Raw genomic sequence first — 20963 nt, forward strand, 5'->3', positions numbered from 1 at the left:
AATTCACAGATACAAGCAAATCAAGATATGTGAACTATAATTCACAGTTCAATCTCATGCACCCTTGCCTCAGTCGCCGCCGCCGGCATCTTCCCCTCCATGATCGCCGCGATGTCGCGGCGCAGAAAGTCGAGCGGGCCGATCACCGGCAGGGCTTGCGGCGGTAGCCGGGCGTTGTCGCTGGCCGATTTCAGCACCCTGCGATCTTGGTGCAGCGCGATGTTGAAAAGCGGCTTGAAGGCCAGCGCCTTCAGCTCGCCGAGCAGGCCTTGGCGCCGGCCGATCAGCCAGCCGATACCCTCGACGGTGTGCTTATCCGCCTGGCGCAGATGGAAGGTGGTGGCTAAGACCAGCCCGTCCCTGCCCCAATATTCGAGCTCGGCGATGCCGGGATGGCGGAAGCGGCCGATGGTCTTCGCACGTTCGCCTTCCAAGAGCCGGCTGATCAGGCCCTGCTGACGGTCCTCGCCGGTGTAGCAGGCCTCGACCCAGCCCTCGCCGCCGGTCACCTCGACCCGCACCAGGTGGCGCTTCGAGGTCAGGCCGCGCAGCAGGCCTTTGTGGGTGAAATGGGTATGGGTGGCATCGAGGATGTTTTCCGCCGCATCGATGACCGTCGACTGCGTCGATGAGCGCACCCGCCGCACGATGACATCCTTGCCCTGCATGCAGTGCAGGTAAGGCTCGCTCGTCGGCGAGCCGGAAGAAATGAAGACGACGCCGTCGCGCTCGATCGCGGCAAAGCGACGGACCCGGTAATGCGGCATGGCGCCGACATGGCCGGGGATCGCGGTGCAGCGTCCCTCGCCGTCATAACGCCAGCCATGATAGGGGCATTCGATCTCGCCGCCGACGATCTTGCCGGTCGACAGCTCCACCAGCCGGTGCGGACAGCGGTCGAACAGGGCCGCAATGCCTTGCGCCGAGCGGAACAGCACCACCGGCTCGCCATCGAGCATAATGCGCTTCGGCCGCTTGCCGATATCGGCGGACAGCGCCACCGCCTGCCAACAGGCTTCCCTGCCGCGCTCGCTCACAATTCGAAGCTCCTGAGGAGGGGGATGCCGACCCATGCCAGCACCGTCTCCATGACGCGGATCGCCATGCGTCGGCGAAGCGCAAGATGCCCGGCATAGACGGCGTTGTATTCGATCGCGGCGACAGCGCCGCGCCGGCGTTTGAAATCTGCGGCACCCGCGCTCATGTTGAAGAAAAGGCCGCGCGCCGTGGCATGGTCCTGCGCCACCGCCATCATCATGCGATAAAGCCCGCCGGCGACCGGCAGGCTGGTGTCATAGCCGACGATGGGCTGGGTCAGCGTGCCGCCGTTTTCGAACAGGCCGGTGACGGCGACCAGCTCGCCTGCCGGCCGGCGCAATCCCGCCAGGCTGATGATGCCGCGCCGGTGCATTTCGGCGATGCAGCGGGCGGTGTAGTGCGGATTGAGCGGCGTGTACTTGTCGAGATAGAGCATGGCGTAGAGCTGCTCGGCGCGCGCATAATCGGCCTCGGTGAAATCGCCATTGCCGACCCGCTCAAACGGTGTTGCGCGCAAGCGGGCGCGATCGCGCTTCATGTCGCGCGTCATTGCGGGCGCGGCGCTGCGATCGGCGAAGATGTAGATCTGGCGCGCCGCCAGCATGCGGAACCCCTCGGCCCTCAAGGCGGCAATGGTCGCCGGGTCGGCGATGTCGTTCAACGAGCGGATGACGATGGCGCGATCGGGGAAACGCGCGGTCAAGGCCGCGCGCAGCGACGCGATCGCCGGCCCGTCGAGCAGCGGCACCGGATTGGTCGAATAGAGCCAGTTGTTGACCTGCGCCTGACGGTCGAGGCCGCTTGCCCTGACCAGCGGCGCGCAGACTCCAATCAGAGTACTCAGCGCGCGCCGCAGCAGAGGATGGGCGGCGAAGTTGCGCGTCTCATCCATCGCGTAGTCGATATAGGCGCTGGTCGGGCAGCAGATATAGCAGTTGTGCGCCTTGCCCTCGTCGTTCAACGTCAGCGGAAAAATGCCTCCGGCGATTTCGAACGTCTCGACTTTCGTGTCCAGATTGGCGATGAGGTGGCGCACCGGCATCTCATTGAAAAGCCTTACAAAAGTCTCGACCTTTGCCGGCTTGTTCTCGACCCGGTCGGCCTGTTGCACAGGCCTTTGCGCCATCGCCGCGCCGCTCATCGCGCGCGCTCCAGGCGGGCTTCGACGCGACGCAGCTTGCGGCCTGTCTCCAGCGGCAGCGGCGCGCGGACGAGCGTGACGGCGGCGACCGCCTTTCTTGCTTCCAGCAACGCTAGCACAGCTTGATGCGCGGCAGCTGCCGCGTCGTCCGGAAGCGTCGGCGGAAGGCTGAGCTCGATCCTGTCCAGCCCGGTCTGGACAAGACGAAAATCGTCGATGCGGCGATCGGCCTTGAGCACGGCGTTGCGCAGCACATCCGGCGTGACGAGGACCGGTCCGTCCGGCGACATGAGCCGGAACACATCGTCCATGCGGCCGACGATCTCGTCGACGCTGCGCAGCGGCGAACCACAGCGGCAAGGTTCTTCGGACAAGCGCAATAGGTCGTTCATCCTGTAGCGCGCCATGATCTGTGTCCGGCGGCGAAAGGCCGTCACCAGCGGGGTCACCAGGCCCTCGCCCGCCGGCTCGAATTCGAAGAATACGGAGTCTTCGGCAAGGTGCAGTCCGCCCTGGCGGCAGGTGACCGCGAACAGGCCTTCGGTCGCCATGTAGATCTGATCGAGCGGCAGCCGGAAGAAATCCTCTATAACCGGACGGTCAACCGGATCCAGCGTTTCAGCCGCCGAGAAGACACGCTTCGGACGCAGACGGAAACCCTCGCTCGCGAAATGCCGCAGGACTTTCGGCGGCGCGATAATCACCGTCGGGTCGAAGGCTTGGAGCGCGCCGCGCCAGCTCTCCGGCCCTGATGTCAGATCGAAGAAGGCGAGCTTGATCAGGCGCGATTTGCGGGCGCTGTCGTAAAGCCCGGTATTCTGCGGCAGTATGACCGCGACGCGCATGCCGCTCCATAGAAGATCGGGCGCCGCCTTGGCCAGGACCGCGCCCAGCCAGCGGTATTTTTCGGCCTCGGAAATCACGAACAGGCCGCGATTGCCCGATGTTCCGGTGCTGGCGCCGATAGTGAGCGGTCCTGCGCGGCCCTCGCCCGCCAGGGCCGCCCAGGCTTGCGCGGCGGTGAGACGGTGGATGTTGAATTCGTCGAAGCGCGCCATCAGCAGTGCCTTGTCGGTGACCGGCAGATCGCTGAGGCGCGCCGGCGGCTTGCCGTAAAAGGGCGCGCGCGGCAGGTCGCCGTTCAGGAAGCGCCGCAAGGCCGCCGCCTGCCAGCGCTCGAAGTCGGGCCGGGGCTTGCGCGAGACCCAGCGTGTCAGCGCGAAGGAGCCTGCCGCTTCCGCCAGCCCGTTCATGCGGCCTCCGGTGCGAGGTCGTAAGATGTCGGAGCGGGATCATGGCAGAGCATCACTTCGCCGCCTGAGGCGAGGAAGCGACGCAGCATGGCGCTGGTCGGCTCGATCGCCGCGGCATCCTCGGCGATTAACGTGGTCGGGAAACCCGGCGTGCGGTTATGGGTCAAGGCATTGAGCAGCCATTGCGCATCGACGGCGTAGAGCAGCGGCCGGGCCGGTCCGGTAAACAGCAGGCCGAACTGGCCGTCGGCATGTCCTGGAAGATCGACCGCGATCACGCTGCCGTCGCCGAAAAGATCGGCGCCGCCTGGCGCGCCTTCGCGCGCCTCGACTCGCCGCTTCGCGGACAACGCCTCCAGCCGCGCCTCGAAATCCGGCGGGAAGAGTTCGGTGAAGACGCCGTGGCGCAGATTCTGCCTCGGGCTGCGCGCCTTGACCCGCGCCCAGGCGGCGTCGCTGGCGATGAAGCGCGCGTTGCGGAACAGCGACAGGCCCGAAATGTGGTCGGCGTGGAAATGGGTGACGGTGATCGTGCGGATGTCGTCGGGCGACAGGCCGAAACGCCGCAGCACCGGCAGGACCTGCTCGGCGGCGTTGATTTGAGGTTTCAGCAGCGCAGCGTAGAGCCGAAGCATGCGGCTGCGCCGCGCGTCGCTCAACGCCTCAGGTGTGTAGCCGGTGTCGATGAGCACCGGCCCGGCAGCCGGGTGAAAGAACAGCCCGTAACGGACGCGCAGCCTGACGCTTTGCCAGTTGCCGCCGCGCAGGATCAATCGCTCGGCAGCGCTCACCCAGGCGCTGTTGGCGAAGACGATCCTCATGCCTGCGCACCGCCGGAAAAAGTGCGGTCAAGCCCCTGTTCGAACGAGATTTTCGGCGTCCAACCGAGAACTCGCTTGGCGTTGGAAAGATCGAGGCTTTGCGCATAGGCGAAGAGGCCGAGCCCATAGCGGGTGACCGGCGGCTCGGGCCGTCCAGGCAACCGGAGCGCCACTGCTTCTATCAGGCCCGCCGCCAGCATCGCCGGCTTGAGCGGCGTCGGCCGCCAGCGCGCCTGGAGACCGGCGCGGGCGCAGGCCTCGTCGGCGATGCGGCGGACCGGCAGCACCTCGCCGCCGGAGATGTTGAAGATCCGGCATTCCGCTTCCCCGGTCGCGGCAAGCGCCGCCATCACTGCGTCAACGACGTCGTCGACATAAGTGAGGTCGATGGCCGCCCGGCCATCGCGAAACAGCGGCAGCGGGCGGCTTCTTGCCGCCTTGAGCAGGCGCGGCAGCAGCGCGTGGTCGCCTTTGCCGTAGATGCCGCGCGGCCGCAGCGCCAGCGGATGGACATCTGGCTGGCCGAGCACGATCTTTTCGGCCTCGCGCTTGGTGCGGGCATAGTGGTTCACGGGCTCCGGCAAGGCCGCGTCCTCGCTGAGCCCAAGCTGGTCGCGGAAGGCAAAGCAGACGGACGGGGTGGAGATGTGGACGAAGCGGCTGACACCCTGCCGCTGTGCGAAATCGACAAGGTTGCGCGTTGCCGTGACATTGGCCGCCTCGAAATCCGCGAGGCGTCCGAAAGGCGAGGAGAGCGCCGCGCAATGGATGATCCGTTCGACCCTGCCAAGCCTCGGATCGAGCGCGCCGTCGAGCGGCCGCACGAGATCGTGGCGGACGATGCGATGGCCGGCGGCCTCCAGCGCGGCGCAGCACGCTTCATCGCGGCCGAGCCCGAGCGCCAGCGTGCCGGACGCGGCCAGCCGCTCGAGCACGTGCGAGCCCAAGAAACCGCTGGCGCCGGTGACGAGCACGGCCATCCTCAGACCTCCAGCGCCATGCCGCCGAAGGAGACGCCGGCCGACGTGCCGAGGATGAGCAGCTTCATGCCCGGCGCTACGCGGCCCTCGCGGCGCGCGACGTCCAGCGCGAAGGGAATGGACGCCGCGATCTGGTTGCCGAAGCGGGCGGAAATGTCGACGAGCTTTTCCGGCGCAAAGCCGGTCTGGCGCGCCATATGGGCGAGCGCGAACGGGCTCGCCTGGTGCGGCACGACGAGATCGACATCGGCATGCCGCCAGCCGGCGCGCTCGAGCAGAGCAGCGACGAAGCCGTTGAAATGGCGCGCGGTGAGCCTGAACAGTTCCTTGCCGTCCATGTGGAACAGACTGTGCGCCGCGAACGCTTCCTGCTCCTTGCGGAAATCGAAGCGCGTGCCGCCCGAACCGATGCCGCAGGCTTCCCACGCAGATGGATAGGTGCGCATCAGGCTTGCCGCCACCTTGCCCTCGCCTTGGCCGCCTTTGCGCAGCACGGCGGCCGCGGCGCCGTCGCCGAAGAGCGCGGCGATCTCGGGCGCATCCTGCCACGGCAAGGCGCGCGAGGCGATCTCGGAGGAAAACACCAGCGCCGTCTCGCATTGCCCGGCCTCGATCATGCGGCCGGCGGTCTCGAAGGCGGTGAGGAAGCCCAGGCATGTGCTGTTGACGTCGAAGGCGGCGGCCGAGCCGTCGGCCAGCCCAAGGCGCTGCATGACCAAGGGCGCGGTCGCCGGCAGCGGCTGATAAGGCACGCCGCAGCCGCCGATGATCAGGTCGACGGCGCCGGGATCGAGGCCGGCATCCTCAAGCGCCAGCGTCGCCGCCGCGCAAGCTAGATCGATTTGCGATTCGCCCTCGCAGACATAGCGCTCGACGACGCCGGTCGCGGTTTCGAGCGCGCCCTCGCCGAGGCCAAGCCGCTCCTCCAGCGTCCGCGTCGTGACGCGCTCAGCCGGTACCGCCCTGCCGGTTCCGACGATCCTGATCCGCATTCTCCCCCCGCCGCATGAGCTTGGCCCTATCTAGCGCAAAAAGCGATCGATAGCGACGTTTCCAAGCTCATGCGGTCCTTTGGGACCTCGGCCTAGCCGTCGATAACCGATGACACCCAGACCTTTTCGAACCGTTCGGTGAGTTTTCCCCAATCCTGCTTAGTAACATGCAATCCGTCCAACCAAACTGTTTTCAAAGACGGGATTTCGTACAGCGTTGCCAGAGTTCCTGCAGCGGTCAACGTTGTTTGGCCTTCGTGGCCGCCAATGGACAAATATTCAAGGTTCGGGAGCTGTGACAGCATTTTGAGATCGTGCTCAGCGATACCCGTTGACCATATGTCGAGCCAACGCAGCTGCGACATCTTGCAGATCGCCTGCAGGCCAACTGCCGTGATGTCTGTGGCGCCAAGCTCCAAAGCCGTGATTGCCTTCGAATGCGAGACCATCCGCGCAAAATCGTCGGAGAACCTTGAGTCCTCAAAGTCCAGTTCGGTCAGCGACGGATTGCCGAGGAGCGCTGCAAGGGATTCTTCCGTAATGCGCGCCCTTTGCGCGGTGAGTTTTCTGACAGCTGGAAGCTGTGCAATTTGGAACAGATCACTGCTGCCTACACCCCACAGACAGCTAAACTCCTCAAGAGCTTCGGCCGTTCTAAAACCGTCCAAGCGACCGGCCCGAGAAATACCCAGCAGATGAAGTGCCCTAAGGTTAGGAAGTTGCACGATAGAATTGACCGCCGCGCGCGTGATGTCGCACCATATCTGGACGCTGTATACAGACCGGATCGCCTTCAGTTTACCGGCATCAGATTTCGCAAACAGCTTGTTCCATCGAATGTAGATCTCATCGTAGTGAGGATTGGCCGCCAGCTGAGCCGTGTGATCGTCTGTCAGGAACTCGTCAGCTCCTGTCTCAAGCGTGTCTAAGCTGAACTTCAACTCTGTCATGAAGTCAGGATCCGCCTCCGTGGGGGTGCTGCCAACGTCCGCAATGGGTCAGAATCGGACGCTAATTTATAAATTTGCGAGCTAAGCCTTGCGTTCCCAGCGTCGGTCCTGGGTCTGCTGCCAGTAGGTGACGGCGTGGCCGGCCTCCTTCATCGTCTTCCAATGGCCGCGAGCGGCTTCGAGCTGTGCCGCGTCATGGCCGTCGAACAGGAAGACGGCGCGCTCGTAGCCGGACAAGTCGGGAGGCGTCGCGCCGTCGACCAGGAAACGGATCTGCGCCGCATTCTGGTTGCCTTCGCCCGTGGTGAGCAGGATCGGCTGTTCGGCCGGATAGGCCTCGCGGTCGGTGGCATGCGCCAGGAAAGAATCGTCGCGGAAAGTCCACAGATGCTGGTCGAGCGCGTCACGGCGATCTTCCGTGCCGGTCTGCACTACCGCGCGCCAGCCGCGCTCGATGCTGCGCTCGAGCAGGCCGGGCAGCGCCTCCTCGAGCGTCGATTCGGTCAAATGGTAGAACAGGATGTCTGTCATCCCGGAAACCTAACCCTCATAGTGGTCGCGGACCAGCCTATCGAGCAGCCTCACGCCGAAACCCGAGCCCCAGGACTGGTTGATCTCGCTCGACGGGGCGCCCATCGCGGTGCCGGCGATGTCGAGATGCGCCCAGGGCGTGTCCTTGACGAAGCGCTGCAGGAACTGCGCGGCGATGATGGCGCCGCCATAGCGGCCGCCGATGTTCTTCATGTCGGCGTTCTTGGAATCGATCAACTTGTCGTATTCGGGCCCGAGCGGCATGCGCCATAGCCGCTCCTGCGATGCCTGGCCGGCGCCGAAAAGCCGGCCGGCAAGCTCGTCATTGTTGGAGAAAAGGCCGGCGTAATGCTGGCCGAGCGCCACCATGACGGCGCCGGTCAAGGTCGCCAGGTTGATCATGAATTTCGGCTTGAAACGGTCGTTGGCGTACCAGAGCGCGTCGGCCAGAACGAGGCGGCCTTCCGCATCGGTGTTGAGCACCTCGATGGTCTGGCCCGACATCGAGGTGACGATGTCGCCGGGACGCTGGGCATGGCCGTCGACGGCGTTCTCGACCAGGCCGATGACGCCGACCACATTGGCCTTCGCCTTACGCGCAGCGAGCGCACGCATAAGGCCGGTGACGGCTGCGGCACCACCCATGTCGCCCTTCATGTCCTCCATGCCCGAGGCCGGCTTCATCGAATTGCCGCCGGTGTCGAAGGTGACGCCCTTGCCGATGAAGGCGAGCGGCGCGCCCTTGGCCTTGCCGCCGTTCCAGCGCATCACAGCCAGGCGCGCGCCGCGCGGCGAGCCTTGCGCGACGCCGAGCAGCGAGCCCATGCCGAGCTTCTTCATCTCTTTTTCAGCCAAGATCTCGACCTCGACGCCGAGTTGCTCCAGCGCCTTGACGCGCTCGGCGAATTCGACGGGCCCAAGCGCATTGGCCGGCTCGTTGACCAGATCGCGCGCAAGCAGCACGCCGTCGACCACCGCTTCCTCGCCGGCGAAAGCCTTCTTCGCGGCAGCGGGATCGGCGCAGTGAATGGTTACCTTAGCGGGCTTGCCCGACTTCGTGTCGGATTGGCCGTCTTCCTTGTCTTTCCTGGTCTTGTATTTGTCGAAGGAATAGCTGCGCAGCAGGATGCCGGCGGCGAGGCTCGCCGCCTGGCGACCGTCGGGCTGCAACTCCGGCAGATCGAGGATGACGGCCACCTCGGTCGCCTTGCGCAGCGAAGCGGCAACGGCGCCGCCGAGCTTCAGCCAGGCATTGTCGTCGAGGTTCGAGACCTTGCCGGCGCCGACCGCCACCAGCCGGTCGACCGGCGTTCCTTCCGGCGCCAGCACCTCGGCCGAGCTTGCGAATTTGCCGGAGAAATCGGCGACCGGAAAGGCGCGAGCCAATGCACCAGCCGGATCGCAGGCTTTCGCCGCCTCGCCGAGCCCGCCGTCATCGGCCGCGAAGACGAAGACGCTGCCCTTTTTAGGCGCGGCGAATTTGGCGAAGGAAATGGATGGTCTCGACGTCATCAGGTCCTGCTTTCGGGGATGGCCGTAAGGTGCCGGCAAAGGTAATTTTCAACGGGCGAGCGGTTTGGCAAGCGTGCGCGACATTTGGTCGTTTTCCGCCATTTGGCAAGACTTTGGCCGAAATCGCGGTCTATATCGGCGCCACCATAGACAAAGGATTCGCCTCGGCACGACCTTAGCTTGCTGCCGCAACCTGCTGTTAACCATCGATGTTTTGCATTTCTTATTCATTGGCGCGGAGACTCCGCCACGCCGGGGCACGTGGCGTGGGGCGACAAACCGGAGCGAGCCGCCCATGACGCAGTTGTGCGGGCGCCGCCGGATCACTACCTTGTCGGCGGGCATGATGCCGTTCGGCAAAATCGAGAAAAGCCTTCATGAAGGTCGTTGAACGCTACATCATGCGCCGCGCGCTGACGATGTTCCTCGCGGCGCTGGTCTGGACGCTGGCGATCGTGTGGACCACGCAGGTTCTGGCCAAGATCGACCTCGTCACCGACAATGGCCAGTCGGCGCTGACTTTCTTCGAAGTCGCAGCACTCATCATCCCCTCGATCATCCCGATCGTGGTGCCGTTCGCCTTGGTGGTGGCGGTGGCGCAGACGCTGAGCGCCATGAACACCGATTCGGAGCTCGCCGTGCTCGGCGCCGCCGGCGCCTCACGCTGGACGATCGCGCGGCCGATCCTGCTGCTCGCGATAGCGGCTTGCGCGTTTTCCTTCATCGTCGACAACGCCATCGATCCCTATGCCAGGCAGAAGAACCGCCAGCTGGTGGCAGCATCGCGCGCCGACCTTCTGTCGCTGATCATCCAGGAAGGCACGTTCCGCAAGATTGACGAAGGCCTGTTCCTGCAGGTTGGCGAGCGGCTTCCCGGCAACCGGCTCGGCGGCATCTTCGTGGCCGATTCACGCGAGGAAGGCGCCAGCCTGACCTACTATGCCAAGACCGGCAGCATCGTCGAAAAGGGCGACGAGAAGGTGCTGATGATGAATGACGGCGTCATCAACCGCAAATCGGTGACCGGCGACCTCTCCGTCATCCGCTTCACCTCCTACGCCTTCGACATGTCGGCGTTCATGTCGGCGGCGAACGACATCACGCTTTTGCCCAAGGACCGCACGACGCAATATCTGCTCAACCCGGATCCCAACGACAAGATGTTCCAGCGCGAACCGGGCAGCTACCGGGCCGAGCTCAACCAGCGTCTCGCCGAATGGTCCTATTCGCTGGTGTTCGCGCTGATCGCTCTTGCCGTTGCGGGCGACGCGCGCTCGCACCGGGAGGCGCGGATCAATCCGCTGATCACGGCAATCGCGATAGCGCTTTTCGTGCGATGGCTGGGCTTCTTCGCCGCCGGCAAGGCCGACAGGGTCTGGTACTATGTCTACCTGCTCTACGCCATACCGCTCATCGCCTCCGCGGTTTCGATCTGGTTCATCGTATCGTCGCGCACCATGGAGTTGCCGGTCGCCTGGGCAGACTGGCTGACAGGCATTGCCAAGCGAGCCGGCGACAACTGGACAACATTCAAGCTCTGGCTCGTCCGGCGCACTTCCGGCCAGGGAGCCTGACCATGGGCTGGACGCTGGGTCGCTATTTCTTCTTCCGTTACGTCTCGATCACCTTCTGGTTCTTCCTCGGCCTGCTGGCGCTGGTGTTCCTGATCGACTTTACCGAGCTTTCCGGCCGCACGACCGGGCTGCCCGGCTTCACTTACGGCACAGCCTTCGCCATTTCGGCGCTCAGGATGCCGATGATCATGCTGCAGACGGTGCCGTTCGTCGGACTGTTCTCGGCAATGGCGACGCTGGTGTCGCTCAACCGCCGTTACGAGCTGGTGATCGCCCGCTCGGCCGGCGTCTCGGCCTGGCAGTTCCTGTTTCCGTGCTGCGTCGGCGCGCTGATGTTCGGCGTGCTGTCGGTTGCCGTGATCAATCCGATCGCCGCGCACGGCTTTTCCTGGTCCGAGCAGATGGAGAACGACCTCAGGGCCGGCAAGTCGAATGCCGTCACGACCAACGTCACGCCCTGGCTCAGGCAGAAGACCGAATCGGGCGACACCATCATCGGCGCCCGCGCCATCCTCAATCAGGGGCTGGAGATGGCGGACGCGGTGTTTTTCATCCTCGACCCGCAGGGCAACATCGCCGAACGCAAGGATGCAGCCAAAGCCTTCCTGCGCGACGGCTATTGGGAATTGCAGGACGTAAAGGTCTTCAAGGGAGGCAATATCCAGGCGCTGCCGTCCGACAGGGTGCCGACCAATCTCAAGCCGGAATTCGTGCAGGAGCGCCTGGCGCGCCCGGAAACCATCCCCTTCTACGAGCTGCCGCGCAAGATCGAGGTTGCCCGTTCCTTCGGGCTCAAGGCAAACGCCTTCGCCATGCAGTTTGATTCGCTGGTGGCCTTGCCGTTCCTCCTCGTCGCCATGACGCTGATTGCTGCAACGGTTTCAATGCGATTTGCACGAATGGGACAGTCGGCAACGATGATTCTGGGTGGCGTCGTGGCCGGCTTTCTGCTTTATGTCGTTTCGGTACTGGTCAAGGCATTCGGTGTAGCCGGATTCGTGCCTACTGTGGTGGCTGCATGGGTTCCGGTTGTCGTGGCTATGTTCTTTGGGGTGACGTTTCTGCTATACAAGGAAGACGGCTAGTGAGGGAGGCGGTTTTGCGCAGCCATAGGCAGGCCGGTTTGGCACGCCTCTATGGGGCGACTGCCTTGGCGTGTCTGTTCGCTTGCGCGGTGCCGACGGCATCTGCGCTGGCGCAGCAGATCACTGCCAAGTCCGTCCCTTCCGGCACGCAGATGCTGCTGGCCGCCGATACGCTTGTCTATGACAACGACAAGCACACGGTGACGGCCGTCGGCGGCGTGCAGATCGACTATGGCGGCAACAAGCTGGTCGCCCAGCGCGTGGTGTATAACCGCGACACCAAGCGCCTCGTCGCCAGCGGCGCCGTCGAACTGATCAACAGCGACGGCACCAAGGTCAATTCTGACCATATCGACATCACCGACGACTTCGCCGACGGCTTTCTCAATGCGCTGCGCGTCGAGACGATAGACAAAGCCTATTTCGCCGCCGAGAGCGCGGAGCGCATGGGCGGCGTGCTCACCACCTTCCACAACGGCGTCTACACCGCCTGCGAACCTTGCGAGGACAAGCCGGACAAAGCGCCGACCTGGCGCATCAAGGCGCGAAAGATCATCTGGAACGGCGAGAAGAAGACGGTCCGCTTCGAGAACTCGAATTTCGAATTCTTCGGCTACCCGCTCGCCTATCTGCCGGCCTTCGAGATCGCCGACCCGACGGTGAAGCACAAGAGCGGCTTCCTGATCCCCGGCATCGTCTACAACAACCATCTCGGCGTCGGCGTCAAAGTCCCGTATTACTTCGCCCTGTCTCCGACCTATGACCTGACCGTCACCGGCAGCGGCTATACCAAGCAGGGTTTCCTCGGCGAGGCCGAGTGGCGCCAGCGCTTCAACAGCGGCCAGTACACGCTGAAGATCGCCGGCATCAATCAGCAGGATCCCGGCGCATTTGTCGATGCCGCCGGCCATAATGTGAATTCGGGGCCTGTCAACGATCCGAACAAGTTCCGCGGCATGATGGGCACCAAGGGCCAGTTCGCCATCAACGAGCGCTGGGACTTCGGCTGGGACGTGCTGCTCCAGACCGACAAGAATTTCTCGCGCACCTACAACATCGAAGGCTACAACGACCTCGTCCACCAGTCGTCGATCTATCTGACGGGCTTGAGCGACCGCAATTATTTCGACGTTCGCGCCATGCGCTTCGAGGTGCAGGAAGACACGCTCTCCAGCGATCCGACGGCGCGTTCCGCCAAGCAGCCCTGGGTGCTGCCGTCGCTCGACTACGCCTATATCCCCGACACGTCGGTGGCCGGCGGCCAATTGTCGTTCAACGTCAATACACGCGTGATCAGCCGCAACCGGCTGGATGCTGTTCTGGCCAATCCGGTCGTCGACACTTCCATCAACAATGTGCGCGGCATCGAAGGCGAGTCGAGCCGGTTGACGGCGGAAGCCGAATGGAAGCGCACCTTCACCACAGATGGCGGCCTGCAACTGACGCCGCTGCTCGCGTTGCGCGGCGATGCCGGTTACGTCAACGCCAATTCGGCTTCGCTCGCCGCCGTCAACCAGATGGGGACGAATCTCGGCGAGGACGTCGACATGCGTTCCTCGCTCGCCCGCTACATGGCGACCCTCGGCCTCGAGGCGCGTTGGCCGCTGTTGTTCTCGATGGCGAACTCCAGCCATGTCCTGGAGCCGACGGCGCAGGTCTTCGTGCGCCCGAACGAGCAATATGTCGGCGGACTGGCCGTCCCGAACGAAGACGCGCAGAGCTTCGTCTTCGACGCCACCACGCTGTTCGAACGCGACAAATTCTCGGGCTATGACCGCATAGAAGGCGGCACGCGCGCCAATGTCGGCTTCCGGTATTCAGGCGCCTATGACAATGGCTGGGCCACGAATGCAATTTTCGGCCAGTCGTACCAGCTCGCGGGCGAAAACTCCTTTGCCGCGCCCGACCTCGTCAATGTCGGGGCCGAGTCCGGCCTGGACAAGCAGACCTCGGATTATGTCGGCCTTGTCGGTTTCAACAGCCCGAGCGGTTTCTCCGGCTCGCTGAGCGGGCGTTTCGACGAGCAGACATTCGAGGTCAGGCGCGCCGAAGTGAAGGCCGCCTATTCCAGCCTGCCGATATCGCTCAGCGCCAAATATGCCTTCATCGAGGCGCAGCCGCTCTATGGGTTCACCACCGACCGACACGAGCTCACGCTCGGCGCTTCGACCCATCTGGCGCAGAACTGGCGGCTGTTCGGCACCGGCACTTACGACATCGAGACAAATGTGCTGGTCAAGGACGGCGTCGGCTTCGCCTACAACGATACCTGCTTCACTTACATCATGACGTATTCGCAGACGCGTGACACCGTCACCAAGGAAGTATCGCAGAACATCGGTTTCAACCTGTCGTTCCGCACGCTCGGCGATTTCGGTTCGTCAACAAGCGCGGTCGATACCATCCAGTGATCAAGCGGCGGGCGCGCGGTCTCCGAGCCGTGCGCCGGCTGGGGCGCTGATGGGCTTTGGTCTTGATTTGGAGCGCGTTCCTTCGAGAATGGGCCGCGTTTCCCGGGGCCATGCGCCGGCGACATCGTTTCGCCGCATAAGATGGGCATGGGGTCGACTGCATCGCGCAGGCGTTCGGAGGACGCGCGGCGCCGCGATGGCGGAAAATCGGGATGGGGAAAATTAGGAAGGTAAGATGAGGAAATACCTGTTTTCAGCGGGATTCGCGCTTCTGGTGGCGGCCTCGATTTCGGTCACGGCTGTCGTGCGGCCTGCTTTCGCCGCTGAGATCAAGTATGTCGTCAACAACATCGCGATCACCACCGGCGACATCGCGCACCGCGCCGCCTTCTTCAAGTTGCAGCACAAGAAGGGCGATGCCGCGCAGGAGATGATCGACCAGACGCTGCGCCTGGCCGAGGCCAGGCGGCTGGGCATCCGCATCAGCGATCAGCAGGTCGAAGCCGCCTACCAGCGCTTCGCCTCGGGCAACAAGATGCCGCTGGCGAAACTCGACGCGATCATGACGCAGTCGGGCGTCACCAAGGAACATTTCAAGGAATTCATCCGTGCCCAGATGGCCTGGAACCAGGCGCTCAGCGCGCGCTACCGCTCCGGCGAAGGCGGCTCGGTGACCGAGCAGGACGCCGTGCGGCGCATGCTCGACAAGGGCGGCGCCAAGCCGACCGCGACGGAATACATGCTGCAGCAGGTGATCTTCGTGGTGCCGGCATCGGAGCGCGCCGGCACACTCGCCAAGCGCAAGCGCGAGGCCGACGCCATGCGCGCCCGCTTCAGCGGCTGCAGCACCACGCGGGAATTCGCCAAGGGCCTGATCGACGTCACCGTGCGCGACCTCGGCCGCGTGCTGGCGCCGCAATTGCCGTCCGACTGGGCCGAGCAGATCAAGGCGACCAAGGTCGGCGCCGCGACGCCAACCCGCGAGACCGAGCGCGGCGTCGAGTTCATCGGCATCTGCTCCTCGCGCGAGGTTTCCGACGACAAGGCCGCGCAGATGGTGTTCCAGGCCGAAGGCAGCAACGACAAGGACGCCGACGAGCTCAGCAAGAAATATGTCGCCGAGCTGCGCCAGAAGGCCAAGATCGTCGAGCGCTAGAGCCGGATGATTTCAGGTCGAGTCGACCTGATATCCGAATCCGTCTCTAAACCGAAGAAACGAAGCATGATGTCGCCCGGAGCCCGCTGCATACTTTTCGGCATCATGCTCTGAGCCGGATGATTTCAGGTCGGTCCGACCTGAAATCCGAATCCGTCTCCAAACCGAAGAAACGAAGCATGATGTCGCCAGAAGACCGCTGCATGCTTTTCGGCATCATGCTCTGAGCGACAAGCGTGCGATGCCGCAGCCAGCCGACCGCATGAGCACGCAGAAGACCCACGCGCCGCTGGCGCTCAGTGTCGGCGATCCCTCGGGCATCGGGCCCGAGATCGCCATCGCCGCCTGGCAGGCTGGCGACAGCGCCGGTGTGCCGCCCTTCTACCTGCTTGCCGACCCCGCTTTGATCGAAGCCCGCGCCCGCCTGGTCGGCGCGAATGTGACGATCGCCGAGACCTCCCCGGGACAGGCAGCGCACCACTTTGCCCGGGCTCTGCCTGTCGTTCCGCTCGATGCGCGTCATTTCGACAGCCCGGGAGAGCCGAACCCGGCCAACGCCGCCGGCACCATCGAAGCCATCGACCGCGCCGTCGCCGACTGTCTCGCCGGCCACGCCGCGGCGATAGTCACCTGCCCGATCGCCAAGAAGCCGCTTTATGATGCCGGATTTGGCTTTCCCGGCCACACCGAATATCTGGCACATCTGGCTTCGCGCCACACCGGCAGGGATGTGACGCCGGTGATGTTGCTGGCAGGACCGGATCTGCGCACCGTTCCGGTGACCATCCATATCGCTTTGGCCGAAGTGCCGAAGCTGCTCACGACGGAGCTGATCGTCGCGACCGCGCGCATCACCGCCGCCGATCTCGAGACCCGCTTCGGCATTGCGCGGCCGAAGCTTGCGATCGCCGGGCTCAACCCGCATGCCGGCGAAGGCGGCGCCATGGGCCTGGAGGATGCTGCGATCGTGACGCCGGCCGTCGAGATGCTCAAAGCGGAAGGGATCGACGCGATCGGACCGCTGCCGGCCGACACGATGTTTCATCCGCGCGCGCGCGCTTCCTATGACGCGGCGCTCTGCATGTATCACGACCAGGCGCTGATCCCGGCCAAGACTTTAGCCTTCGACGAGGCGGTGAACGTGACGCTGGGCCTGCCCTTCATCCGAACCTCGCCCGATCACGGCACCGCTTTCGACATTGCCGGCAAGGGTATTGCGCGCGCCGACAGCCTGATCGCCGCGCTAAGGCTGGCGCGCCGCCTGGCCGACCATGGACGGCAGGCCGCCGCCGCGTGAGGATCCATTGAGCGGGCGCACAACAATCGACGGGTTGCCGCCGTTGCGCGAGGTGATCGAGCGGCATGGCCTGCAGGCCAAGAAGGCGCTCGGGCAGAATTTTCTGCTCGACCTCAACCTGACCGGCAAGATCGCGCGTGCCGCCGGCGATCTCGGCGAGGCGACGGTGATCGAGGTCGGCCCGGGTCCGGGCGGACTGACGCGGGCGCTTCTCTTCAACGGCGCGCGGCGCGTGATCGCCATCGAGCGCGACGAGCGCTGCCTCGAAGCGCTGGCCGAGGTCTCCAGCCATTATCCCGGTCGCCTGGAGGTCATTCCCGGCGATGCGTTGAAGACGGAGTTTGCCGCGCTTGTCGGCGCGGCGAACGGCGGGCCGGTGAAGATCGTTGCCAACCTGCCCTACAATATCGGCACCGAGCTTCTAATCCGCTGGCTGACGGTGGCCGATTGGCCGCCCTTTTACCAATCGATGACGCTGATGTTCCAGCGCGAGGTGGCGGAGCGCATCACGGCGGTCCCGGACAGCGACGGCTATGGCCGGCTCGGCGTCCTGGCCGGCTGGCGCACCGAGGCGAAGATCGCCTTCGACGTGCCGCCGCAGGCATTCACGCCGCCGCCGAAGGTCACTTCATCGGTGGTGCATCTGGTGCCCCGCTTATCTCCACTGCCCGTGGATGCCAGAAAATTGGGCCGGGTCACCGAGGCCGCCTTCGGCCAGCGCCGCAAGATGCTAAGGCAAAGCGTAAAGAGCCTTGGCGGCGAGGCGCTGCTGCTACGGGCCGGCATCGACCCGACGCGGCGGGCGGAGACGCTCAGTGTGGAAGAGTTCGTTAAGCTGACCAACGCGGTGTAGCTGCGTCCTTCCCTTCTCCCCTTGTGGGCCCCTTGTGGGAGAAGGTGGCCGAGCGAAGCTCGGTCGGATGAGGGGTGCTGGAAGGATCGCTACGATGACGAAATCGGCGTTTGAAGCGTCTTAATCATCAGTGCCTCGTTCCTTCCAACACCCCTCATCCGTCTCGGCGCTTCGCGCCGATCCACCTTCTCCCACAAGGGGAGAAGGAGAGTCACCCCGTCTTCTCGTCCAGCAATCCCGAAATGAAGTCGAACAGCCCCGGCCGCCGGTCGCGGCGAAGCCGCTCGGCCGTGACGATGGCGCGGACCTCGGCGAAGGCGCGGTCGAGATCGTCGTTGACGATGACGAAGTCGTATTCCTTCCAATGCTCGATCTCGAGGCGGGCGTTCTTCAGCCTTGTCTCGATGACCGATTCCTGGTCCTCGGCGCGGCGCTTCAGGCGCGCCTTCAATTCCTTCATCGACGGCGGCAGGATGAAGATCGAGACGATGTCGGCGCGCATCTTCTCCTTGAGCTGCTGGGCGCCCTGCCAGTCGATATCGAACAGCATGTCGCGGCCTTCGGCCAGCGCGATTTCCGCCGGTTCGCGCGGCGTCGCATAGCAATTGCCGTGCACTTCGGCCCATTCCAGCAGCGCGTCGGAATCGCGCAGCCGCTCGAACTCGCGCATGGTGCGGAAGTGGTAGTGGACGCCCTCGATCTCCGAGCCGCGGCGCGGCCTTGTCGTGACGGAGACCGAAAGCTCGAGACTTCCATCGCTTTCGAGAAGATTGCGCGCGATCGTCGACTTGCCGGCGCCCGACGGCGACGACAGCACCAGCATCAATCCGCGGCGGCGGATGCGGGACCCCAGATCCCTGGCGGCCGTCGGCTCCTTGGCAACCATCCCGTCACTCCAGATTCTGGACCTGCTCGCGAAACTGGTCGACCACCGCCTTGAGCTCCAGCCCGATCGCGGTGACCGCGGCGGCGTTCGACTTGGAGCATAAGGTATTCGATTCGCGATTGAATTCCTGCGCCAGAAAATCGAGCTTGCGGCCAACGGCGGCGCCGCTTTTGAGCAGCGCGCGCGCCGAAGCGACATGCGTCTTCAGCCGGTCGATCTCCTCGCGGATGTCGGCCTTGGTGGCGAGGAAGGCCGCTTCCTGGTGCAACCGGACGGCGTCGAGATTGGCCGAAGCATCCGTCAACAGGCGCACCTGCTCGGCGATACGCTCGCGGATTGCCGCTGGCTCGCGCGAGGGATCGGCTTCGGCCTTCAGCGTCAGCGCCTCGATGATATCGACATGGCCGGCAAGAAGCGCGCCCAGCGCCGCGCCCTCGCTGCGGCGCGCCTGCTCCAGCCCGGCGAGCGCCATCTCGAGCGCAGACAGGATCGCGGCGTCGAGAGCGGCCCGCTCCTCCTCCGTCTCCACGGCTTCGGGAATGTCCAGCACACCGCGCAGGGAAAGCAGGCCGTCGGCGGTGGCGGGCTCGGTGCCGAACTGCTCCTGCAAACGCTTGGCCAGCCCTGCCAGGTCCCTGAGGAACGCCTCGTTGACCACCGGCTGGATTTGCCGTGCGGCGGCGCGGCCGACGGTCAACGTCGCCTGGAAATTGCCGCGCGCGAAACGCTTCTGAACGGTCTGCCGGACGGCGGTCTCCAGCCGGTCGAAACCCTGCGGTAATCTCAGCCTCACCTCGGCGCTCTTGCCGTTCACCGATTTCACCTCCCAGGCGATCGAGGTGCCCTCGCTTTCAGCGGCGCACCGCGCAAAACCGGTCATGCTTTGCAGGCTCATTGCCCTGTCGTCCCCCTGTCGCAGCCAAGGCTGCGTTGCCCAGCGCTGCGCGCCCAAAATCGCCGAACGATCGGCCGGCGCCCCCTCAAAACATGAATATGGCCTCGCGTCAAAGGACGCGTGCTTCCGTGTGGTACATGTCGTTTTCCCAGAACCGCTGCGCACTTTTGGGCGACATGCAATGAGTTTCGATGCATGTCGTCTTCCCAAAACCGCTGCGCACTTTTGGGCGACATGCATTGAGTTTCGATGCATGTCGTTTTCCCAAAACCGCTGCGCACTTTTGGGCGACATGCATGGCGCCTATTGCGCGTCGTCGCCGCCGGCGTCGCCATTCTCGCCATTGGCCCCGGCGTCGCTGCTGTCGGCGTTGCCATCGGGGGCTGCCGGCGCCGTCGTCTGGCCGGAGGCCTTGGCGGCGGCATCAGCCTGCTTCTTCTGCAGCGCCCGGTAGCGGACGACGTTCTGGTTGTGCTCTTCCAGCGTCGCTGCAAAGACATGGCCGCCATTGCCGTCGGCGACGAAATAGAGGTCGTCGGTCTTGGACGGATTGGCGACCGCTTCGAGCGCCGCCCGGCCCGGATTGGCGATCGGCGTCGGCGGCAGGCCCTTGATCATGTAGGTGTTGTAGGGCGTCTGCTTGTCGAGGTCAGACTGGTAGATCGGCCGGTCCGCCGGCTTTCCCTTGCCGCCGAACAGGCCGTAGATGATGGTCGGGTCGGACTGCAGCCGCATGCCCTTGGCCAGGCGGTTGAGGAACACCGCGGCGACGCGCGAGCGCTCGTCGCTCCTGCCCGTTTCCTTCTCGACGATCGAGGCGAGCGTGACGAAGTCGTCGATGTTGGCGATCGGCAGGTCGGCCGCGCGATGCGACCAGACATCCTCGACCAGCTTCTTCTGGTCGGCGACCAGCTTGTCGACCATTTGCTGCCTGGTGGCGCCGCGGGTGAAGCGCAGCGTGTCGGTGGCGATGGAACCTTCCGGCGGCAAGGTCGACGGCATGTCGCCGGTGAGTGCCTCCTGATCGGCGACGCGCTGCAGCGCCTGCTCGACCGTCAGCCCTTCGGGAATGGTAAGCGAGTACATCACCGACTTGCCGCTCTTGAAGAGCTCCATGATGTCGCGCATCGAGGCGCGAGGCTTGATGGCATATTCGCCAGCCTTGAGCGCCGATTCATTGCCCGTGGCGCGCACGCCGAGCCGGAAGATGCGGGCATCGCTGATCAGGCTGCGGCGTTCCAGCTGGTCGGCAATTTCCTGCACGCCGGTGTTCGGCTTGATCATGAAGGTGTCGCCATTGGCGGACGGGCCGGGCTCGACGAAAGCCTGCATGCCGAAATAGAGCGCGGCACCCGAGGCGAGCACCGCAAGGATAACCATGGAGAGGAAGAAATTCAGGAACACGACGAACTGGCTGCGCGAGGCGCGCGAGCGCTTCGACGGCGGCGGCGTGCCGGCTTCCGGGCGCAACGCCTCGGCCGCGGTCTTCGGCATGATCGGCCTTGTGCCCTGCCGTGCGAAATCCCCGTCGCCGCCCGGATTTGTGCTCCCAGGATTTGTGCTCATGGCGCGCCCTACCGTCTGATCT

At 64.5% G+C, this 20963-nt stretch carries 18 protein-coding genes; 6 read left to right on the top strand and 12 right to left on the bottom strand.

What is annotated here, in order from left to right:
* Positions 1–41: 41 nt before the first annotated feature.
* From FJW05_RS23235 to FJW05_RS23275, 9 genes are all read right to left on the bottom strand, one after another.
* On the bottom strand, positions 42–1037 hold the full coding sequence (locus FJW05_RS23235) for a Rieske 2Fe-2S domain-containing protein (protein ID WP_140635998.1): 996 nt from the start codon (positions 1035–1037) through the stop codon (positions 42–44).
* Positions 1034–2179: a GNAT family N-acetyltransferase gene (locus FJW05_RS23240; RefSeq protein ID WP_140636000.1), complete on the bottom strand. Its 1146-nt coding sequence runs from the start codon at positions 2177–2179 to the stop codon at positions 1034–1036. Before FJW05_RS23240 ends, FJW05_RS23235 begins: the two co-directional genes overlap by 4 nt.
* Positions 2176–3432 carry a F390 synthetase-related protein gene (locus FJW05_RS23245; RefSeq protein ID WP_140636003.1) on the bottom strand — a complete coding sequence of 419 codons (1257 nt, stop codon included), beginning with the start codon at positions 3430–3432 and terminating at the stop codon, positions 2176–2178. Before FJW05_RS23245 ends, FJW05_RS23240 begins: the two co-directional genes overlap by 4 nt.
* Positions 3429–4253, bottom strand: coding sequence for an MBL fold metallo-hydrolase (locus tag FJW05_RS23250; RefSeq protein WP_140636005.1), 825 nt, complete (start codon positions 4251–4253; stop codon positions 3429–3431). The genes FJW05_RS23245 and FJW05_RS23250 overlap by 4 nt, the downstream gene beginning before the upstream one ends.
* Complete coding sequence (locus FJW05_RS23255; protein ID WP_140636007.1) at positions 4250–5233, bottom strand: NAD(P)-dependent oxidoreductase; 984 nt, start codon at positions 5231–5233, stop codon at positions 4250–4252. Before FJW05_RS23255 ends, FJW05_RS23250 begins: the two co-directional genes overlap by 4 nt.
* Positions 5234–5235: 2 nt before the next feature.
* Positions 5236–6225 carry a 3-oxoacyl-[acyl-carrier-protein] synthase III C-terminal domain-containing protein gene (locus tag FJW05_RS23260; RefSeq protein WP_140636009.1) on the bottom strand — a complete coding sequence of 330 codons (990 nt, stop codon included), beginning with the start codon at positions 6223–6225 and terminating at the stop codon, positions 5236–5238.
* Between the two features lie 92 nt (positions 6226–6317).
* Positions 6318–7175 carry a hypothetical protein gene (locus tag FJW05_RS23265; protein ID WP_140636011.1) on the bottom strand — a complete coding sequence of 286 codons (858 nt, stop codon included), beginning with the start codon at positions 7173–7175 and terminating at the stop codon, positions 6318–6320.
* A gap of 81 nt (positions 7176–7256) precedes the next feature.
* Positions 7257–7706, bottom strand: coding sequence for a DNA polymerase III subunit chi (locus FJW05_RS23270; RefSeq protein ID WP_140636013.1), 450 nt, complete (start codon positions 7704–7706; stop codon positions 7257–7259).
* A gap of 9 nt (positions 7707–7715) precedes the next feature.
* Entirely contained in the window at positions 7716–9218 is a 1503-nt protein-coding gene (locus tag FJW05_RS23275) for a leucyl aminopeptidase (RefSeq protein ID WP_140636015.1), read from the bottom strand.
* A gap of 377 nt (positions 9219–9595) precedes the next feature.
* On the opposite strand from FJW05_RS23275, the gene lptF reads away from it, so the two are divergent.
* From lptF to rsmA, 6 genes are all read left to right on the top strand, one after another.
* The gene (lptF, locus tag FJW05_RS23280; RefSeq protein ID WP_140636017.1) at positions 9596–10792 is read left to right on the top strand and encodes an LPS export ABC transporter permease LptF; all 1197 of its coding nucleotides are present in this window, start codon (positions 9596–9598) and stop codon (positions 10790–10792) included.
* 2 nt (positions 10793–10794) lie between these two features.
* Complete coding sequence (gene lptG / locus FJW05_RS23285; RefSeq protein ID WP_140636019.1) at positions 10795–11877, top strand: LPS export ABC transporter permease LptG; 1083 nt, start codon at positions 10795–10797, stop codon at positions 11875–11877.
* Positions 11877–14288 (top strand): LPS-assembly protein LptD, encoded by a 2412-nt coding sequence (locus FJW05_RS23290; RefSeq protein ID WP_181165049.1) that lies wholly within the window; start codon positions 11877–11879, stop codon positions 14286–14288. Before lptG ends, FJW05_RS23290 begins: the two co-directional genes overlap by 1 nt.
* Positions 14289–14523: 235 nt before the next feature.
* Positions 14524–15444: a peptidylprolyl isomerase gene (locus FJW05_RS23295; RefSeq protein ID WP_140636020.1), complete on the top strand. Its 921-nt coding sequence runs from the start codon at positions 14524–14526 to the stop codon at positions 15442–15444.
* Between the two features lie 262 nt (positions 15445–15706).
* Positions 15707–16741 carry a 4-hydroxythreonine-4-phosphate dehydrogenase PdxA gene (gene pdxA / locus FJW05_RS23305; RefSeq protein ID WP_140636024.1) on the top strand — a complete coding sequence of 345 codons (1035 nt, stop codon included), beginning with the start codon at positions 15707–15709 and terminating at the stop codon, positions 16739–16741.
* 7 nt (positions 16742–16748) lie between these two features.
* Positions 16749–17594 (top strand): 16S rRNA (adenine(1518)-N(6)/adenine(1519)-N(6))-dimethyltransferase RsmA, encoded by an 846-nt coding sequence (rsmA, locus tag FJW05_RS23310; protein WP_246673609.1) that lies wholly within the window; start codon positions 16749–16751, stop codon positions 17592–17594.
* 211 nt (positions 17595–17805) lie between these two features.
* On the opposite strand, the gene gmk is transcribed toward rsmA, so the two are convergent.
* The 3 genes from gmk to mltG form a co-directional block, all read right to left on the bottom strand.
* On the bottom strand, positions 17806–18480 hold the full coding sequence (gmk, locus tag FJW05_RS23315; protein ID WP_095767013.1) for a guanylate kinase: 675 nt from the start codon (positions 18478–18480) through the stop codon (positions 17806–17808).
* Between the two features lie 4 nt (positions 18481–18484).
* Positions 18485–19375, bottom strand: a complete 891-nt coding sequence (locus FJW05_RS23320; protein ID WP_140636028.1) for a YicC/YloC family endoribonuclease — start codon at positions 19373–19375, stop codon at positions 18485–18487.
* 303 nt (positions 19376–19678) lie between these two features.
* A complete protein-coding gene (gene mltG / locus FJW05_RS23325) occupies positions 19679–20941 on the bottom strand; it encodes an endolytic transglycosylase MltG (RefSeq protein WP_140636030.1) in 1263 nt (420 codons plus the stop codon).
* Positions 20942–20963 lie beyond the last annotated feature (22 nt).

Source organism: Mesorhizobium sp. B2-9-1 (genome assembly GCF_006439455.1).
In the GTDB taxonomy this organism is placed as follows: Bacteria; Pseudomonadota; Alphaproteobacteria; order Rhizobiales; family Rhizobiaceae; genus Mesorhizobium.

Excerpts from the sequence above, each read along its gene's own strand:
- FJW05_RS23240 (WP_140636000.1), bottom strand. The coding sequence starts at position 2,179 with ATGAGCGGCGCGGCGATGGCGCAAAGGCCTGTGCAACAGGCCGACCGG.
- FJW05_RS23245 (WP_140636003.1), bottom strand. The coding sequence starts at position 3,432 with ATGAACGGGCTGGCGGAAGCGGCAGGCTCCTTCGCGCTGACACGCTGG.
- FJW05_RS23250 (WP_140636005.1), bottom strand. The coding sequence starts at position 4,253 with ATGAGGATCGTCTTCGCCAACAGCGCCTGGGTGAGCGCTGCCGAGCGA.
- FJW05_RS23255 (WP_140636007.1), bottom strand. The coding sequence starts at position 5,233 with ATGGCCGTGCTCGTCACCGGCGCCAGCGGTTTCTTGGGCTCGCACGTG.
- FJW05_RS23260 (WP_140636009.1), bottom strand. The coding sequence starts at position 6,225 with ATGCGGATCAGGATCGTCGGAACCGGCAGGGCGGTACCGGCTGAGCGC.
- FJW05_RS23265 (WP_140636011.1), bottom strand. The coding sequence starts at position 7,175 with ATGACAGAGTTGAAGTTCAGCTTAGACACGCTTGAGACAGGAGCTGAC.
- FJW05_RS23270 (WP_140636013.1), bottom strand. The coding sequence starts at position 7,706 with ATGACAGACATCCTGTTCTACCATTTGACCGAATCGACGCTCGAGGAG.
- FJW05_RS23275 (WP_140636015.1), bottom strand. The coding sequence starts at position 9,218 with ATGACGTCGAGACCATCCATTTCCTTCGCCAAATTCGCCGCGCCTAAA.
- lptF (WP_140636017.1), top strand. The coding sequence starts at position 9,596 with ATGAAGGTCGTTGAACGCTACATCATGCGCCGCGCGCTGACGATGTTC.
- lptG (WP_140636019.1), top strand. The coding sequence starts at position 10,795 with ATGGGCTGGACGCTGGGTCGCTATTTCTTCTTCCGTTACGTCTCGATC.
- FJW05_RS23295 (WP_140636020.1), top strand. The coding sequence starts at position 14,524 with ATGAGGAAATACCTGTTTTCAGCGGGATTCGCGCTTCTGGTGGCGGCC.
- pdxA (WP_140636024.1), top strand. The coding sequence starts at position 15,707 with ATGAGCACGCAGAAGACCCACGCGCCGCTGGCGCTCAGTGTCGGCGAT.
- gmk (WP_095767013.1), bottom strand. The coding sequence starts at position 18,480 with ATGGTTGCCAAGGAGCCGACGGCCGCCAGGGATCTGGGGTCCCGCATC.
- FJW05_RS23320 (WP_140636028.1), bottom strand. The coding sequence starts at position 19,375 with ATGAGCCTGCAAAGCATGACCGGTTTTGCGCGGTGCGCCGCTGAAAGC.
- mltG (WP_140636030.1), bottom strand. The coding sequence starts at position 20,941 with ATGAGCACAAATCCTGGGAGCACAAATCCGGGCGGCGACGGGGATTTC.